Origin of the sequence: Mesorhizobium sp. BAC0120, from assembly GCF_033542235.1 — a bacterium.
Lineage (GTDB): Bacteria > Pseudomonadota > Alphaproteobacteria > Rhizobiales > Rhizobiaceae > JAWRCU01.
Map to the genome: position 1 here is coordinate 18,944 of NZ_JAWRCU010000005.1, position 15,351 is coordinate 34,294.

Sequence of the window (15,351 nt, forward strand, 5' to 3'; positions counted from 1 at the left end):
GCGCCCTGCCGAAGCAACACGGATTTGGGCTGATCAGTCTGCAGCCGGCTTGTGACATACCCCCGGGGAACCATATAAGACTTGGGATCGTGCACATTCGGGGCTCTTGCCGTGCTGAAGACAAATGAGATTGGGCCGCAGCATTATCGCGACGCAATGGCGCGCTTCGCGGGGGCTGTGCATGTCGTGACGACCGACGGCCGCGCTGGCCGGCGCGGCACGACGGTGATTGCAACCTGTTCGGTCTCCGACAGCCCGCCGACCGTCCTTGTTTGTCTCAACCGCGAAAACCGTTCGAACGACCTGTTCATCGAAAACGGCCGCTTTGCCGTGAACACGCTTCCCAAGGATTTTCAGCCGATTGCTGAGGCCTTCTCGGGTCTTACAGGCTTGACCCAGGATGAGCGCTTCGCCCTCGGCGACTGGGAATCGCTGTCGACGGGAGCGCCGGTTCTGAAGGGCGCGCTCGCCGTATTCGACTGCGAGGTGATCGACTCCAAGGATCTCGCCAGCCACCGTGTGCTTTTTGGCAAGGTGACAGGCCTGCGCATCGGCGATAGGGTCGAACCTCTCCTCTATTTCAACCGCGCCTATCACGCGCTCTGAAGCGCCAGGGCGGGCATTCGGAGAAAGAATGGACAAGCTCAAGCCGCGACCCGCGCCCAAGAGCATCGACGAGACGCTGGCGTTGCTCACTGGGGCCGACTACGTCGCGGACCGCGCGCTGGCGACCGTGCTGTTCCTCAGCCTCAAGATGCAGCGGCCGCTCTTCCTCGAGGGCGAGGCGGGCGTCGGCAAGACCGAGATCGCCAAGGTGCTGGCAAGCGCGCTCGGCCGCCGACTGATCCGCTTGCAGTGTTATGAAGGGCTCGACGTCTCCTCGGCGGTCTATGAGTGGAACTACGCCGCCCAGATGATCGAAATCCGCATGGATGAAGCTGCAGGCATTGCAGACCGCGATGTGATGGAGAGCAATGTCTTCTCCGAAAAGTACCTCATCCGGCGACCCGTGCTGGAAGCGCTGACCGGCACCAAGGGTGCCGCCCCGGTGTTCCTCATCGACGAGCTCGACCGCACCGACGAAGCCTTCGAAGCCTTCCTGCTCGAAATCCTTTCCGACTTCCAGGTGACGGTCCCCGAGCTCGGCACGATCAAGGCCGAGGAGCCGCCGATCGTCATCATCACGACCAATCGCACGCGCGAGATCCATGACGCGCTGAAGCGGCGCTGCCTCTACCACTGGGTCGACTATCCCGAGGCGGCGCGCGAGCTGGAGATCGTGCGGCGCAAGGTGCCGAACGCCAACGCCAGGCTGTCGGCCGAGGTGGTGCGCTTCATCCAGAAGCTGCGGGAGCTGGAGCTGTTCAAAGTGCCCGGCGTCGCCGAGACGATCGATTGGGCAAGCGCGCTCACCGAGCTCGACAAGGTCGCCCTCGATCCTGAGGCCGTGTCCGATACGATCGGCGTGCTGCTCAAATATCAGGATGACATTGCCCGCCTCGGGGAGGGCGAGAGCCGGCGTATCCTCAATGAGGTCAAGGCCGAGCTGTCGGCCGCCGAATAGTGGCCGCTATGGAGAGTCATCGCCCGAAACCGGCCGTCGTGAATGCGGATGGGCGGCTTGCCGACAACATCGTCCACTTTGCCCGCACGCTTCGCAAGGCCGGCATGCGGGTCGGGCCGGCGGCTGTGAAGGATGCGATCGAGGCGGTGCTGGCGGCCGGGATCGGCAGCAGGGAAGATTTCTACTGGACGCTGCATTCAGTGCTGGTCAGCCGGCACGAGGATCACGCCGTTTTCGACGAAGCATTCCGCCTGTTCTGGAAATCGCACGAGCTGATCGAGAAGCTGCTCGCGATGTTCTCGCCCGTCGCGCCGGACAATCGCGAAAGGGAAAGGCTGCGGGCAGCCGAGTCACGCGTCGCCGAGGCCCTGCTCGAAGGTCACCGCAAGGATCAGGGAAGGCAGGAGATCCCCGAAATCGAGGTGGATGCGCGCTTCACTTTCTCCGGCAACGAGGTGCTGCGTGAGAAGGATTTCGCGCAGATGACGGCAAAGGAACTGTCCGACGCGCGCCAGGCGATCGCGGCGCTGAGGTTGCCTTTCAATCTGGTCGCCACACGTCGCTTCAGGGCTGATCCACATGGCCGTCGGGCCGACCCGCGTGCCATGATGCGCTCGGCGCTGCGCACCGGCGGCGACCTGATCGTGCCGAAATTCCGTTCCCCGCGCGAGGTTCACCCACCGCTGGTCGTGCTTGCCGACGTTTCCGGTTCGATGAGCCAGTACACGCGCATCTTCCTGCATTTCCTGCATGCGCTGGCTGAGAAGCGGCGGCGCGTGCACACCTTCGTCTTTGGCACGCGCCTCACCAACCTGACGCGTCAGATGCGCCACCGTGACCCTGATGAGGCCCTGGCGGAAGCCTCGAAAGCAGTGAAGGACTGGTCGGGCGGCACGCGCATCGGCGACACGCTCCGCGAGTTCAACCGGCTGTGGTCGCGGCGTGTGCTCGGCCAGGGCGCGGTCGTGCTCCTGATCACCGACGGGCTCGAGCGCGACGACGTCTCGGGCCTGAGCGAAGAGATGGAGCGGCTGCGCAAATCCTGCCGCCGGCTGATCTGGCTCAACCCGCTGCTGCGCTTCGACGGGTTCGAGCCGCGGGCGCGCGGCGTGCGCGCCATGCTGCCGCATGTCGACGAGTTGCGGCCGGTGCACAATCTCGACGCGCTTTCCGACCTCTGCCTTTCGCTCTCCGAGAAAGGCTCGCGCAGCTTCGATCCGCGGTTTTGGCAAGGGCTTGGCAGCAGGCGAGCGGCGTGACCATATTCCCGGGGAAGGAGACGACGTCATGAGCCAGACAGCCCTACTCGACGAAGCCCGCGACCCGCTTCTGATCGCCGAGACCTGGATGAACGAAGGCAAGGAGGTCGCTATCGCTACCGTGGTCGAGACATGGGGCTCGGCGCCGCGGCCGGTCGGCAGCCATCTTGTCATCGACGCGGATGGCAATTTCCAGGGTTCCGTTTCCGGCGGCTGCGTCGAAGGCGCAGTGGTGGCCGAAGCGTTGGATATATTGGGCTCGGGCGGCTCGAAGATGCTGGAATTCGGCGTCGCGGACGAGACCGCGTGGCGCGTTGGCCTCTCATGTGGCGGGCGGATCAAGGTCTATGTGGAGCGGCTCGGCTGATGGACCCGTTCTCACTCAAGAAGCTCAACAGCGCACGCCGTGAGCGGCGCGCCGCGATCCTCATTACCGACTTGGGCGACGGCCGTGACCGCGTGGTCGAAGAAGGCGACGAGGTCGCCGGCGCGCTCGGCGCGGCAGTCGCGAAGGCTTTCCGTTCCGGCGTGTCCGGCTCCATCGAGGCGGAAGGCCGCACATTCTTCCTGAATGTTCATCTCCCGCATCCCCGGCTGGTCGCGATCGGAGCCGTCCACATCAGTCAGGCGCTGGCGCCCATGGCCAAGATCGCCGGATTCGATATGGAAATCATCGACCCGCGCACGGCCTTCGCGACGGCTGACCGCTTTCCCGATGTTCCCCTGTTTGCCGAATGGCCGGAAGACGCGCTGAAGGAGAAGCCGCTCGACAGCTACACGGCGGTTGCCGCGCTCACCCACGATCCCAAGATAGATGACTTCGCATTGAAGGCCGCTCTCGACGCCGGCTGCTTCTATGTCGGCGCGCTGGGCAGCCGCAAGACGCACGCCAGGCGGGTCGAGCGACTGCTTGCACTTGGTGCTTCGGGCGAAGACATCGAACGCATCCGTGCTCCGATCGGTATCGATATCGGCGCATCGAGCCCCTCCGAGATCGCGGTTGCGGTGCTCGCCGAAATCATTGCGGCGCTCAGGACGCGCAGTGCCGGCCGGCGCAAGAAGGATGTGGCCGCGTGAAGTTCGGCCCGCTTCCGATCGACGATGCGGTGGTTGGCGCGATACTCGCCCACGCGACGAGTGCCGGAGATAAGCGTTTCCGCAAGGCGCACCGGCTTTCGACCGATGACGTGGCGGAGTTGAGGCGGGCGGGGATCACCGAGGTGATCGCCGCCGTTCTCGACGTGGACGACCTCGTTGAAGATGAGGCGGCGGCACGCGTGGCACGCGCTCTTGCCGTCGACAAGATCGAGACGAAGACACCGGCCACCGGCCGAGTGAACCTCCACGCTCAAGCTGCGGGCATATTCACGGTCGACAAGGCTTTGATCGATGAGATCAATCGCGTCGACCCGGCGATCACGATCGCCACCGTGGCCGCGTTTGCGCCGGTCGAAGCCGGCCAGATGGTTGCAACCGTCAAGATCATCCCGTTCGCGGTCAGCAACGCGCTGGTCGAGAAAATCGAGAAGCTGGCGGCAAGCCGCGAGGCTTTCGCCGTCAGGCCGTACCGGCCGGTCAAGGTTGGCATCGTTCAGACAGTCCTGCCTAAGGTCAAGGAAAGCGTGCTCGACAAGACGGTGAAGATCACCGAGGCGCGGCTTCAGCGCTCCGGTAGCCGGGTCACCGCAGAGCGAAGGACCGAGCATCGTGAGGGGCCGGTTGCCGAAGCGTTGAAGTCGCTCGCCCGGGATAATGACATGGTCGTCATGTTCGGCGCCTCGGCAATGAGCGATCCGGATGACGTGATCCCGGCGGCGATCAGGCTCGCCGGCGGCGAGGTGATCCGAGCCGGCATGCCGGTTGATCCAGGTAACCTCATCGTGCTCGGCCGCTATGAAGGCAAGCCTGTGCTCGGCGCGCCCGGCTGCGCGAGGAGCCCGAAGGAGAACGGCTTCGACTGGGTGCTCGGCCGGCTGATTGCCGGTATCGATGTGAGCGACGCCGATATTGCCGGGCTCGGCGTCGGCGGGTTGCTGATGGAGATACCGACGCGGCCGCAACCGCGCGAGACCGCGGCGAAGCCGCGCCCATTGAGGGTGGACGCGGTGGTGCTCGCCGCAGGGCGATCCAGTCGCATGGGTGGGCCGAACAAGCTGATGGCGTTGTTCGACGGGCAGCCGCTGGTGCGGCGCACCAGCGACGTGGCGCTCGCAAGCCGGGCAGGGGAGGTGATCGTCGTCACCGGCCACCAGGAGGAGCGCGTTTCGGCAGCCCTCTCCGGCCTCGTCGTGCGGCGCGTCCACAATCACGGCTATGCCTTGGGTCTCGCTGGTTCGCTGAAGACGGGCGTACGCGCGCTTGCGCCCGAGGCTGACGGCGCGCTGATCATGCTCGGCGACATGCCGGGCGTGACATCGGCCGATCTCGACAGCCTGATTTCGGCTTTCGTGAAGTCGGCAGGTGCGGCGATCGTGCGCGCCGCCTATGAAGGCAAGCGCGGCAACCCGGTTATCCTGCCCCGCGCGCTGTTTCCCGAAGTCATGAAGCTCGAAGGCGATACCGGCGCGCGTCACATCGTCGAATCGGAGGGCAATGCGGTCGTCGATGTCGAGATCGGGGCAGGGGCGAGCGTCGATGTCGACACACCCGAGGCAATGCAGCTCGCCGGCGGCGTGCTGCAGGATTGAGACGGCGCAGCGATCATATCGTTGACAAGATGGCCGGGCAGACCGCAAGCCTTTCCCGGCTCTATTTCGAGGTAAGGTTTGTATCCCTTCGCGCCCCCCTCTGTCCTGCCGGACATCTCCCCCACAGGGGGGGAGATTGGACGACCGCTTTGGTTTCGCCAATCGCCAACACCGGAGATTGGCGAAATCCTTGATGACAGCCAATCTCCCCCCTTGTGGGGGAGATGTCCGGCAGGACAGAGGGGGGCGCGACAGCGCACCAGCAAATGGCTATTGGCCGCCATTGCGCTTCTAATTCTGCCATTGGCCGCCCCCGCCCAAGCGACACCCCTCCAACCCTTCAAGGACGATCTCTTCGCCTACCCGGCTACCCTCAAATCCGACGACGACGGCGCCTATCTCGTCGTCGACTACCGCGAGCTGCGTGACATCAACCAGCGCGACGAGGTGCCGGAGCGGCGGGTGAAGCGCGCCTATGTCTCGCTCGGCGTTCGCGGAGCCCAGAAGGATTTGAAGCTGCAGTCGCCCGCGGGCGAGCTACGCTTCTACGCCGTCGGCAAGACCGAAGGTGCCTCGGTCATCACGGTCTACCTGCACGGGCGGGGCGGCAGCCGCAAACAGGGAGTCGACGACTTCAGCTTCGGCGGCAATTTCAACCGGATCAAAAACCTGATGGTGGAAAATGGGGGTCTCTACCTCTCGCCCGACTTCTCGGATTTCGGCGACCAGGGCGCAGCGGAAGTCGCAGCGCTGGTAGAACACTATGCGCAGGCATCGCCCAACGCGAAATTGTTCGTCGCCTGCGGCTCGATGGGCGGCTACATCTGCTGGAAGCTCGCCGAGAATGATCGGATCGCGCCGCGGCTGTCAGGCCTGCTGCTGCTCGGCTCGGTCAATGACGACAACTTCCGTAACACGGCCGCCTTCAGGCGAAAGATGCCTGTCTTCTTCGGTCACGGCAGCCACGACACCGTCTTCGCTGTCGAAGGGCAGGAGGCTTTCTTCCGCTCTCTGCGCCGGACCAAAGGCGGCTATCCCGCGCGCTTCGTGCGCTTCGAGACCGGCACACACGGCACGCCGATCCGCATGACGGACTGGCGTGGCGTGCTCAACTGGATGATTTCAGTCGGAAGGTAAGTGCAGGGGCAGTTTACCTTTATCCGCTTGCGCTACATTGACCGCCGCCGATTTTACGGAAAACGCCCACCATTGCCTTCACGGCGCGCTTTCGAGGTCGATCACCGTTTGCGGATTGATCTCCTCGTCCTCGGTGGGATCGACTTCGTAGCGGACGAGCGTGAAGTCGCCATCGCGGAAGATCCATTTTCCGATCGAAGAGGCATCGCCGATACCACGCCACTTGTTGAAGGATGTCAGTGATTTGTCCTTTTCGTCGAAATCCGAATTCACGAGCTGGTCGGCGGCCGTGTAGCCGATCACCGTCATCGATTTCAGCTTGGTCTGTTCCTGATCCTCATAGCGGATGTCGAGCTCGGGTTCCGCAAACTGGAGCTGCCGGAAACCGCCCGAGTCGTCGGCGAGGTAATAGACTTCATTCGAATTGTAGGCGCCCATGCCGCAATCGAACTTGAAGAGCCGCATCTCGTGCTCCGGATCGCTGTCCGTCTCATATTTGTGGCGATATTTCAGCACGTGGATTTGCGGATCGGCCGCCCCAGGCTCGGCATCGGCCATCAGAGTCTGGCAGGTGTCGCTATAAGCCATTCTGAAAGCCTCGACGACCTTGTCGCGGGTGGGATCGCCCTTGGCCGCCGGGGTATCGCCACATTGTTCGGGCAGGGCGTCGGAGAGCGGCCCGTCCGCCGAGCCGGGCTTCAGTCCGCCTTGTTCGATGTGCATGGGCTGGAACCCTTGCTCCTGGATCGCAGGATTGGCGAGCCGGGCCGTGTAGCAGCCAGCGAACACCTTCTCGTCACCGTTCTTGTCTGTTGCTTTGATCGCAACGGGAACCTGAAAATAGACGCTGCCCGCAGCACCTTCCTCACTGATCCCGCCTGTGGCGACATCGACACGTTCCGTGTCGGCATAGCCCTTTACGAATTGATCGAAAGTCTTGGCGGGTTTCTGGTCGCCGAAATAGTCCCAGGCTCTGGCATATTCCTTGCGATTGACCGCATTGTAAAACGAGCGGACCAGTGCCCCCGCGTCGGAGCGGTTGTCGAGATACTGGTCTTCGGCGGACGCTATCGAGGGCAGTGCGACGGCGCAGGCGAGCGCGACGACTGCACGGACATTCTTCATGGACGACTCCCAACTTGAACGGGCGGAAGCTAACATGGATGTGGTGCCGTGTGGCCCCTTTCCGGCGGTGGCCTCAGGCTCAAATCTGATCGCGCAGAATCCCAAGGAGGAAGCACTTGTCCGTATCGCTCTATCACGTATCCGTTCCGATGTTCCTGCATTCACTCGGCTCGCTTGCAAACGTGCTGACCAAGGCGGAGGCCAACGCTGTGGAGCGAAAGGTCGAGCCCTCCGTGCTCGTCAACGCGCGGCTCTCCCCGGATATGTTCCCGCTGAAGCGGCAGGTGCAGCTCGCCAGCGATCACGCCAAAGGTGCGTCGTCGCGGCTCGCGGGCCGCGAGATTCCGCCCTACGAGGACACGGAAGAGACGTTCGCCGACCTTCATGCCCGCATCGCCAAGACCCGGGACTATCTCGGCACATTTGCCGAAATCGATTTCGAAGGAGCGGAAGACAGGCCTATCGTCATCAAAGGCCGGCAGAGAGACCTCAACTTCACCGGCCTGCAATATTTGCAGCACTTCGCGTTGCCGAACTTCTTTTTCCACCTTACCACGGCCTATGACATCTTGAGGCACAATGGCGTGCCTCTGTCGAAGGTCGATTTCCTGGGCAATCGGTAAACGCCGCTCGGAGGCAGGGCCATCGGAGGGGCGTGCTTTCAAACAGGATAGCTACGCCGCCCTATCCGGTTGTTCATTCGGATTTGAAAAGGGCCCACCTTGCCTGGAACTTTTCCGAGGCTGCGCCGTATTTCTACGCTGGCAGCTTGGGTCACGCCCGCGTGGTGCGTCTCACGTCGGGCAAAGCAGCCTCGGCATTCGCCTAAATTTCGCGGCGACGCGCATGCTCATTGTTAACGACCCGGCGCTAGGGTCCGGCTCGGAAGGGTAGTTCCAGAATTTCGGGGCAACAGGGGACCCTCAGTTCATGCGTGCGGGTGACAATCTCGATTTCGCGGCAATGCTCGACGAGCTGATCGCCGAATCGTTTCCCGAGCCGCAGCAACCGGTACGGCCGACAATCCGCTTCGATTACCTTTCTGTGGCAGAGGCGCTGCATTCCGGGCGCATCCGTGTTTCACCCGATGTCGCGGCGGCCGAATACAGGGACGCCGAGGCGGTGACCGAAGCACTGTTCGCAGCTGCGGAGGCCGCAAAGGCCGAGGAGGCTGAGCTGCCGTCGACCGAACCTGCCGCCATTTCCAAGGAGCTCGGCCTCAACGCCAGCGTCGCGCCCGAAGAACTCGCCCGAAGGCGCCGCGTCTTTGCCTTCAAGAACCATCCTGACCGGGTTGCGCCGCATCTTCGGCAAAGAGCGATGGTCAGGATGCAGGTCGCCAACATGTTGATCGATGAAGCGGAGCGCAAGGCCAAGCGCCGGGGGCGTTGAGTCCTCAGCCTGTGGCTGGCAACGGCGAGCGTGCTCCGTCGGCTTCCCCGCAAAGGGACGATGGTCTATCGTGCGTTTCTCCCGGGCGCCACTCCCGCGCCCAATCCTTCCGGAGTTCAGCCATGCAGAAGCGCCGTCTCGGCCGCACTGATCTTCATGTCTCCGCAATCTGCCTCGGTACTATGACCTGGGGCCAGCAGAATACCGAGGACGAAGCTCGCCGGCAGATGGACCTTGCCGTCGATCGCGGCGTCAATTTCATGGATACCGCTGAGCTCTATCCGATCCCTCCCAAGCCGGAGACGCAGGGGCGCACCGAGACCTATATCGGCAAATGGATGAGGGCTCGTAAGAATCGCGACAAGGTGATTCTGGCCACCAAGGTGGTAGGACGCACGGCGAACAGCTGGTTTCGCGGAGACCGGCCGTCGAAGCTGGTGCGCGCCGACATTTTCGACGCGATCGAGAAGTCGCTGAAGCGCCTCGGCACCGACTATGTCGACCTCTACCAGATCCATTTTCCGGAACGGGTGGTTCCGTGGGGTGCGAACCCTACGCGGGTCGGCACGGCGCCAGGGCGGCGCGACGAGGACGAGACCCCTATTGCCGAGACGCTCGCCGTCTTCGGCGAGCTGGTGAAGGCGGGTATGATCCGCCACTTCGGCCTGTCGAACGAAAGCTCCTGGGGCGTGATGCGCTTCATCGCCGAGAGCGACAATGGCGTCGGCCCGCGCCTCGTGTCAGTGCAGAACGCCTACAACCTCGTCAACCGCACCTATGAGGTGAACCTCGCTGAGACCTGTGAGCGCGAGAGCGTCAGCCTGCTGGCGTACTCACCTCTGGCACAGGGTTATCTCACCGGAAAATACGATCATGGCGCCCGGCCGCCCGGTGCGCGCTCGACGCTGTTCAATCGCGGCCAGCGCTACGAGACGCCGGGCGCGCCCGAGGCACTGCTCGCCTATAACGACCTCGCGCGCAGCTTCGGCCTGGAGCCTGCCCAGTTCGCCAACGCCTATGTAACGAGCCGATGGTTCGTGACCTCGAACATCATCGGGGCGACTAGTATGCCGCAGCTCGAAATGGCCCTGTCCACGGTCGATATCGCCTGGACCGACGAGATGCAAAAAGCGGTCGACGGGCTGCATCAAAGGCTCGGTAATCCGTGCCCCTGACATTGACCCGAGCGACTGCCAATGGCCCCTTGAACTCGATGCAGCTCAGGCGGATAGTCGTTCAGCACCCCAGATTTCGTTGAGGAACTCCTGGAGCGGACCATGGCGTCGAGATCGTTGAAGGCGAGAAGGCCACAGTCAGTTTCGATGGTCATCGCTGCATCCACGCGCGGCGATGTGTGATGGGCGAGCCGCAAGCGTTCAAGGCCAATGTAAAGGGACCGTGGATCGATCCCGATGCCACTGACGTGGAAGCGCTGATGCGGATCGCCCACAATTGCCCGTCGGGCGCGATCCACGTGACGCGCAAGGACGGCGGTGCCAATGAAGGCCCGCCCGCCGCTAACGTCGTCATCGTCCGGGAGAATGGGCCGCTCGCCTTTCATGCGGACCTGCGCATCAATGGCGAAGAGGTCGGTTTCCGCGCCACGCTCTGCCGCTGCGGTCTTTCGCGCCGCAAACCTTATTGCGACAACTCGCATATCAAAGGCGGTTTCGTCGCAACTGGCGAGCCCGCCTCGAAAGAGACCGAACTGAAGATCACCGATCTCGTCGGTGCGGTCGAAGTGCAGCCGGTGCGAAACGGCCCGCTGATGGTCACCGGCAAGCTCGAGGTCGAATCCGGCACCGGCCGCTGCGTCGATCGCGCCGAGAAGACCTGGTTCTGCCGCTGCGGGCACTCTTCCAAGAAGCCATTCTGCGACGGCACGCACAAGGCGGTCGGCTTCCAGGCACCTTAAGCAGGAACAGCTGCCCGAACAGCCTCAGATCTGATCCTTCAGCATCCGAGCGACGGATAGCGGCATCAAGGTTTCCGGCACTTCGCACGTCTTCGAGCCGGACTCGTTCTTGCGCGTGACGACATAGACGTACCGATCGGCGCCAGGGTCGGGGGGGAGGGGGCGTTTTCGGCCAAGTAGCTTCTCGAGGGCGTCTCTGTCCTCCTGGTCGAGGGAATCGGCATCGATCTCCCCATACGCTCTGATGCTGGCAAAGCCGCCACGCCTCTCGATGATGAAGCGATCCATCGAAATCCAAAATCCTCGCCTGACAAGATTCGCCGTCGCCGGTATCGACCCTCAGCGAACGCCCACGCTGGTCCAGGCGTCATTCACGGCAGCATATATGGCCGGCTCGTCGGGAAACAACTGCTTTGCCATGGCCCTTGTAAGCCTGGCGAAGGATTTGAATCTCATGTTTTTGGTGGCCCGGTCACTCGTCAGCGCGGCGTACCAGACTCGCCCAGCCTTCTCCCAGGATCGCCCGCCGATCGACTTCGCCGCTTGGTAAAAGGCGAAATTCGGAATGCCGCTGTTGAGGTGCGGATCGCCTTGGGGAACATAGTTCCTATAGTCGAACGGCTGCCGCGACATGCAGTGAGCGCCGCCTGGGTTCGAAAGGTCCCTGAGGCAGGTGTAGCCCTTGGCGCTTGCGGCCGGCCCCATGATGTCGGCTCCAATCAGCCAGTCGGCGTTTTCGACAGTCTGGCCGGCCTGCCACTGACGAAACATGGAGCCGAACGCGTCGGAGATGCTCTCGTTCAGGGCGCCGGCCTCATTCGTGTAGACCAGCCCGGCGGTATACTGCGTCACGCCATGCGTGAGCTCATGGCCGATGACGTCGTTGGACCTGGTGAAATCCAGGAATATCTGTCCGTCCCCGTCGCCATAGACCATTTGCGAGCCGTTCCAGAAGGCATTGCTATAGGCGACGTCGTAGTGAATCGAAGACATGAGCGTCATGCCATGATCGTCGACGGAGTTGCGGCCGAAGCAGGTGTTGAAGAAATCAGCGACGGCCGTCGTCTCGTCGAAAGTACGTTTCGCAGTGGCATCCGAAGACGAGCTAGGATTGCGGATCGGAGTACCCGGCAAGGAGGTCGAGTGCTGGCAGTCATAGACCGTAACCGCCGGTTTCGGCGCAAGCACTGTAGTCGGAGGATTTGCGGCGAGGCTTGCCTGAATTGCCTGGTTGTGCGCGACGCGCAGCTTTCGCCATATCGGTTCTAGCGCAGCTGTTGTGCGAAACGCCTCACGAGACGGAGCCGGGAGGGACCGGTCATTTGCAAAGCGCTCGATCACGTTCCTGGGGACAATACAACATCCGCAGCGTGCAAACATAGCTGCACCCCTCCGAGCTTCCGGACGAATACGTCCAGCTTACTACGCCACGGGAATTTTCAAACTGAAATAGTATGGCGGCCTGAAAGCAACAAAAGCTCAAGCAGTTACAACGGAATATTGTCGTGCTTCTTCCAAGGGTTTTCGAGATCCTTGTTCCTGAGTAGCCGCAATGCGCGCGCCACCCGGCGGCGCGTAGAGTGGGGCATGATCACCTCGTCGACATAGCCGCGCTCGGCGGCAACGAAGGGCGACAGAAAGCGGTCCTCGTAGGCCTTGGTATGCGCCGCGATCTTCTCGGCATCGCCGATGTCCTTGCGGTAGATGATCTCGACTGCGCCCTTGGCTCCCATCACCGCAATCTGGGCAGTGGGCCAGGCATAGTTGATGTCGCCGCGCAGATGCTTTGACGCCATCACGTCATAGGCGCCGCCGAATGCCTTGCGCGTGATCACCGTCACCTTCGGTACGGTTGCTTCCGCATAAGCGAAAAGCAGCTTGGCGCCGTGCTTGATCAGCCCGCCATATTCTTGCGCGGTGCCCGGCAGGAAACCGGGCACGTCGACGAAGGTAACGATCGGGATGTTGAAGCAATCGCAGAAGCGCACGAAGCGCGCCGCCTTGCGGCTGGCGTCGGAATCGAGGACGCCGGCGAGCACCATCGGCTGGTTGGCGACGAAGCCGACGGTGCGGCCCTCCATCCGGCCGAAGCCGGTCACGATGTTCTTCGCGAAGGAGGCCTGGATCTCGAAGAAGTCGCCCTCGTCGGCCGTCTTCAGAATGAGTTCCTTGATGTCGTAGGGCTTGTTGGCGTTGTCCGGGATCAGCCGGTCGAGTGACAAATCGTGGTCTGTCGCCGACTGACGGCAATCCACTTCGGGAATCTCGGCCGTGTTCGACGCCGGCAGGAAATCGACGAGCCGGCGCATCTGGAGCAGCGCCTCGATGTCGTTGTCATAGGCGCCGTCGGCGATCGACGACTTCGTGGTGTGCACGGAGGCGCCGCCGAGTTGTTCGGACGTGACCGTCTCGTTGGTGACGGTCTTCACCACGTCCGGCCCGGTGACGAACATGTAGGAGGTATCGCGCACCATGAAGATGAAGTCGGTCATGGCCGGCGAATAGACGTCGCCGCCGGCGCAAGGGCCCATGATCACCGAGATCTGTGGGATCACGCCTGAGGCAAGCACATTGCGCTGGAAGACCTCGGCATAGCCGCCGAGAGCCGCCACACCCTCCTGGATGCGCGCGCCGCCGGCGTCGTAGAGGCCGACGATCGGCGCACGGTTGCGCAGCGCCATGTCCTGCACCTTCATGATCTTCTCGGCATGCGCTTCCGAGAGCGAGCCGCCGAAGACCGTAAAGTCCTTGGCGAACAGGAAGACCGGCCGGCCATTCACGGTGCCCCAGCCGGTGACGACACCGTCGCCCGGGATCTTGGTCTTCTCCATGCCGAAATCGGTCGAGCGGTGTTCGACATACATATCGAATTCCTCGAACGAGCCTTCGTCGAGGAAGACCTGGATGCGCTCGCGCGCGGTCAGCTTGCCGCGTGCGTGCTGGCCGGCGATGCGGGTTTGGCCGCCTCCGGCGCGGGCGATCTCGCGCCGCCGCTCCAGTTCCCTAAGCACGTCCTTCATGGCGGATCCCCAGTCAGATGTTTGCCAGCTATTTCGGCGTGGTACCATGCCGGCAAGCCTGCGCAAACGGACAACAGGGACAGTCTGTTCAGCTCCGCACCGATCTCAATTGTCCGACTTCGCGCTTGAGAACGCCCCCGACATCCTCCTGACGCAGCCGATGCGGTCCAACGCTTCGGACAGCACCATGTCGAGGCACTTGGTCCTAGCATTGGCAAACAGCGACTGGATGCCCGGGCGGCTCAGTTGTTTCGTGGCTTGGTCTGTCCCAGCCACAGCGCCATCAGTTCGGCGCGGTTGCCGACGCCGTATTTTCGGTAGAGGCGTTGCAGGTATTCGTTGGTGGTATTGGGGCTGTGTGCCATGCCGGCGGCAATCTGCTTAGTGCTCTTGCCTTGCAGTAGTAATTGCAGGACTTGCTGCTCGACCGGCGTCAGCGGCGTGTCAGCCAGCATTAGGCCGTGCCCCAGCAACAGCCTGCGCCAGAGCCAGCGCAGGCTGCGCAGCGCCTGTTCCGCCAGTGCGCAGTCGTCGCGGGTGAAGCGCGTTTGCGCGCGGAAAAAGGCCAGTCCGGCTTCTGCGTCCTCGTTCACCGGTGCGCCCACGAACATGACGTCGGCCGCATTCATGCCCTTGCGAAAAATATGGCGGTAGAAGTCGCTCTCGAACCATTCCGGCTCCACCAGGTCCGCAATGAGCAGGACGCGGAACCGTCCTGCCTGCGCGTGAAAGCGCACGGATTTCATGTCCGGGCCGTCCTCATAGCTTCGCTGGTAGTCACGAATGGTGGTGTCGATGCCGGGTAGAGGGTGCAGGTAGGTCATCACCGGCATACGCCAGCCCCCGAGCGCGTCATTCAGATTCGGCTGAGCCAGCCGCACGGCGCCAGACCACATGGCATTGTCCGCTTCCAGCAGCGCGCATAGCTCGCTCAGAAGGTACTGGCGCGCATCGACGACTTGGCTGGACGAGAAATCAGCCAGCGCGTCCCACAGGGCATAGACGCGGGTTTGCCAGTCGGAGGTGGCGGGGGAAGCAGGCATAACAGGCTCCAGCAAGCAGGCCGTGGTTGGAGGAGGTGGGCAAGCCAGCCGCGTCCCCTAATCCTGAGGGACGACAAGCGTGCAACGCCCGGTTACAGAGAAAAAGACTTGTGAATCAAGTGCCGGGCAACATGCAACGCCGAAACCAGCATCATCCGACTGACGATGAAGAAGCAGGTGGCCCAGGAGGTCTGAGGCCCCGCTGCGAA

At 62.8% G+C, this 15,351-nt stretch carries 16 protein-coding genes and 1 pseudogene; 12 read left to right on the forward strand and 5 right to left on the reverse strand.

What is annotated here, in order from left to right:
- Positions 1 to 111 precede the first annotated feature (111 nt).
- From SAZ10_RS13075 to SAZ10_RS13105, 8 genes and pseudogenes are all read left to right on the forward strand, one after another.
- On the forward strand, positions 112 to 606 hold the full coding sequence (locus SAZ10_RS13075; RefSeq protein ID WP_318609677.1) for a flavin reductase: 495 nt from the start codon (positions 112 to 114) through the stop codon (positions 604 to 606).
- Positions 607 to 634: 28 nt separating this feature from the next.
- Positions 635 to 1,564: a MoxR family ATPase gene (locus tag SAZ10_RS13080; RefSeq protein ID WP_318609678.1), complete on the forward strand. Its 930-nt coding sequence runs from the start codon at positions 635 to 637 to the stop codon at positions 1,562 to 1,564.
- 8 nt (positions 1,565 to 1,572) lie between these two features.
- On the forward strand, positions 1,573 to 2,823 hold the full coding sequence (locus tag SAZ10_RS13085; protein WP_318609679.1) for a VWA domain-containing protein: 1,251 nt from the start codon (positions 1,573 to 1,575) through the stop codon (positions 2,821 to 2,823).
- Between the two features lie 28 nt (positions 2,824 to 2,851).
- Complete coding sequence (locus SAZ10_RS13090) at positions 2,852 to 3,190, forward strand: XdhC family protein (protein WP_318609680.1); 339 nt, start codon at positions 2,852 to 2,854, stop codon at positions 3,188 to 3,190.
- Positions 3,190 to 3,900 carry an XdhC family protein gene (locus SAZ10_RS13095; protein WP_318609681.1) on the forward strand — a complete coding sequence of 237 codons (711 nt, stop codon included), beginning with the start codon at positions 3,190 to 3,192 and terminating at the stop codon, positions 3,898 to 3,900. Before SAZ10_RS13090 ends, SAZ10_RS13095 begins: the two co-directional genes overlap by 1 nt.
- A complete protein-coding gene (locus SAZ10_RS13100) occupies positions 3,897 to 5,510 on the forward strand; it encodes a molybdopterin-binding/glycosyltransferase family 2 protein (protein WP_318609682.1) in 1,614 nt (537 codons plus the stop codon). Before SAZ10_RS13095 ends, SAZ10_RS13100 begins: the two co-directional genes overlap by 4 nt.
- A gap of 93 nt (positions 5,511 to 5,603) precedes the next feature.
- Positions 5,604 to 5,767 (forward strand): annotated as a pseudogene (locus SAZ10_RS33595) (precorrin-3B synthase); the annotation flags it as partial.
- Positions 5,768 to 5,783: 16 nt separating this feature from the next.
- Complete coding sequence (locus SAZ10_RS13105) at positions 5,784 to 6,647, forward strand: alpha/beta hydrolase (RefSeq protein ID WP_318609683.1); 864 nt, start codon at positions 5,784 to 5,786, stop codon at positions 6,645 to 6,647.
- 78 nt (positions 6,648 to 6,725) lie between these two features.
- Here the strand turns inward: SAZ10_RS13105 and SAZ10_RS13110 are convergent, their stop codons facing one another.
- Positions 6,726 to 7,772: a DUF1176 domain-containing protein gene (locus SAZ10_RS13110; RefSeq protein ID WP_318609684.1), complete on the reverse strand. Its 1,047-nt coding sequence runs from the start codon at positions 7,770 to 7,772 to the stop codon at positions 6,726 to 6,728.
- Positions 7,773 to 7,888: 116 nt separating this feature from the next.
- Here SAZ10_RS13110 and SAZ10_RS13115 point away from each other — a divergent pair, with 116 nt between their 5' ends.
- From SAZ10_RS13115 to SAZ10_RS13130, 4 genes are all read left to right on the forward strand, one after another.
- Positions 7,889 to 8,395, forward strand: a complete 507-nt coding sequence (locus tag SAZ10_RS13115) for a DUF1993 domain-containing protein (RefSeq protein ID WP_318609685.1) — start codon at positions 7,889 to 7,891, stop codon at positions 8,393 to 8,395.
- Between the two features lie 307 nt (positions 8,396 to 8,702).
- The gene (locus tag SAZ10_RS13120; protein WP_318609686.1) at positions 8,703 to 9,164 is read left to right on the forward strand and encodes a hypothetical protein; all 462 of its coding nucleotides are present in this window, start codon (positions 8,703 to 8,705) and stop codon (positions 9,162 to 9,164) included.
- A gap of 122 nt (positions 9,165 to 9,286) precedes the next feature.
- A complete protein-coding gene (locus tag SAZ10_RS13125; RefSeq protein ID WP_318609687.1) occupies positions 9,287 to 10,339 on the forward strand; it encodes an aldo/keto reductase in 1,053 nt (350 codons plus the stop codon).
- A gap of 113 nt (positions 10,340 to 10,452) precedes the next feature.
- Positions 10,453 to 11,079, forward strand: a complete 627-nt coding sequence (locus tag SAZ10_RS13130) for a CDGSH iron-sulfur domain-containing protein (protein WP_318610110.1) — start codon at positions 10,453 to 10,455, stop codon at positions 11,077 to 11,079.
- Positions 11,080 to 11,103: 24 nt separating this feature from the next.
- Here SAZ10_RS13130 and SAZ10_RS13135 read toward each other — a convergent pair whose 3' ends face one another.
- From SAZ10_RS13135 to SAZ10_RS13150, 4 genes are all read right to left on the reverse strand, one after another.
- Positions 11,104 to 11,367 (reverse strand): protealysin inhibitor emfourin, encoded by a 264-nt coding sequence (locus SAZ10_RS13135; RefSeq protein ID WP_318609688.1) that lies wholly within the window; start codon positions 11,365 to 11,367, stop codon positions 11,104 to 11,106.
- A 51-nt stretch (positions 11,368 to 11,418) separates the two neighbouring features.
- Positions 11,419 to 12,267: a M4 family metallopeptidase gene (locus SAZ10_RS13140; protein ID WP_318609689.1), complete on the reverse strand. Its 849-nt coding sequence runs from the start codon at positions 12,265 to 12,267 to the stop codon at positions 11,419 to 11,421.
- A gap of 299 nt (positions 12,268 to 12,566) precedes the next feature.
- Positions 12,567 to 14,099: an acyl-CoA carboxylase subunit beta gene (locus tag SAZ10_RS13145; RefSeq protein WP_318609690.1), complete on the reverse strand. Its 1,533-nt coding sequence runs from the start codon at positions 14,097 to 14,099 to the stop codon at positions 12,567 to 12,569.
- 242 nt (positions 14,100 to 14,341) lie between these two features.
- Entirely contained in the window at positions 14,342 to 15,142 is an 801-nt protein-coding gene (locus SAZ10_RS13150; RefSeq protein ID WP_318609691.1) for a helix-turn-helix transcriptional regulator, read from the reverse strand.
- Positions 15,143 to 15,351 lie beyond the last annotated feature (209 nt).

Excerpts from the sequence above, each read along its gene's own strand:
- SAZ10_RS13090 (WP_318609680.1), top strand. The coding sequence starts at position 2,852 with ATGAGCCAGACAGCCCTACTCGACGAAGCCCGCGACCCGCTTCTGATC.
- SAZ10_RS13135 (WP_318609688.1), bottom strand. The coding sequence starts at position 11,367 with ATGGATCGCTTCATCATCGAGAGGCGTGGCGGCTTTGCCAGCATCAGA.
- SAZ10_RS13080 (WP_318609678.1), top strand. The coding sequence starts at position 635 with ATGGACAAGCTCAAGCCGCGACCCGCGCCCAAGAGCATCGACGAGACG.
- SAZ10_RS13085 (WP_318609679.1), top strand. The coding sequence starts at position 1,573 with ATGGAGAGTCATCGCCCGAAACCGGCCGTCGTGAATGCGGATGGGCGG.
- SAZ10_RS13125 (WP_318609687.1), top strand. The coding sequence starts at position 9,287 with ATGCAGAAGCGCCGTCTCGGCCGCACTGATCTTCATGTCTCCGCAATC.
- SAZ10_RS13150 (WP_318609691.1), bottom strand. The coding sequence starts at position 15,142 with ATGCCTGCTTCCCCCGCCACCTCCGACTGGCAAACCCGCGTCTATGCC.
- SAZ10_RS13145 (WP_318609690.1), bottom strand. The coding sequence starts at position 14,099 with ATGAAGGACGTGCTTAGGGAACTGGAGCGGCGGCGCGAGATCGCCCGC.
- SAZ10_RS13095 (WP_318609681.1), top strand. The coding sequence starts at position 3,190 with ATGGACCCGTTCTCACTCAAGAAGCTCAACAGCGCACGCCGTGAGCGG.
- SAZ10_RS13120 (WP_318609686.1), top strand. The coding sequence starts at position 8,703 with ATGCGTGCGGGTGACAATCTCGATTTCGCGGCAATGCTCGACGAGCTG.
- SAZ10_RS13110 (WP_318609684.1), bottom strand. The coding sequence starts at position 7,772 with ATGAAGAATGTCCGTGCAGTCGTCGCGCTCGCCTGCGCCGTCGCACTG.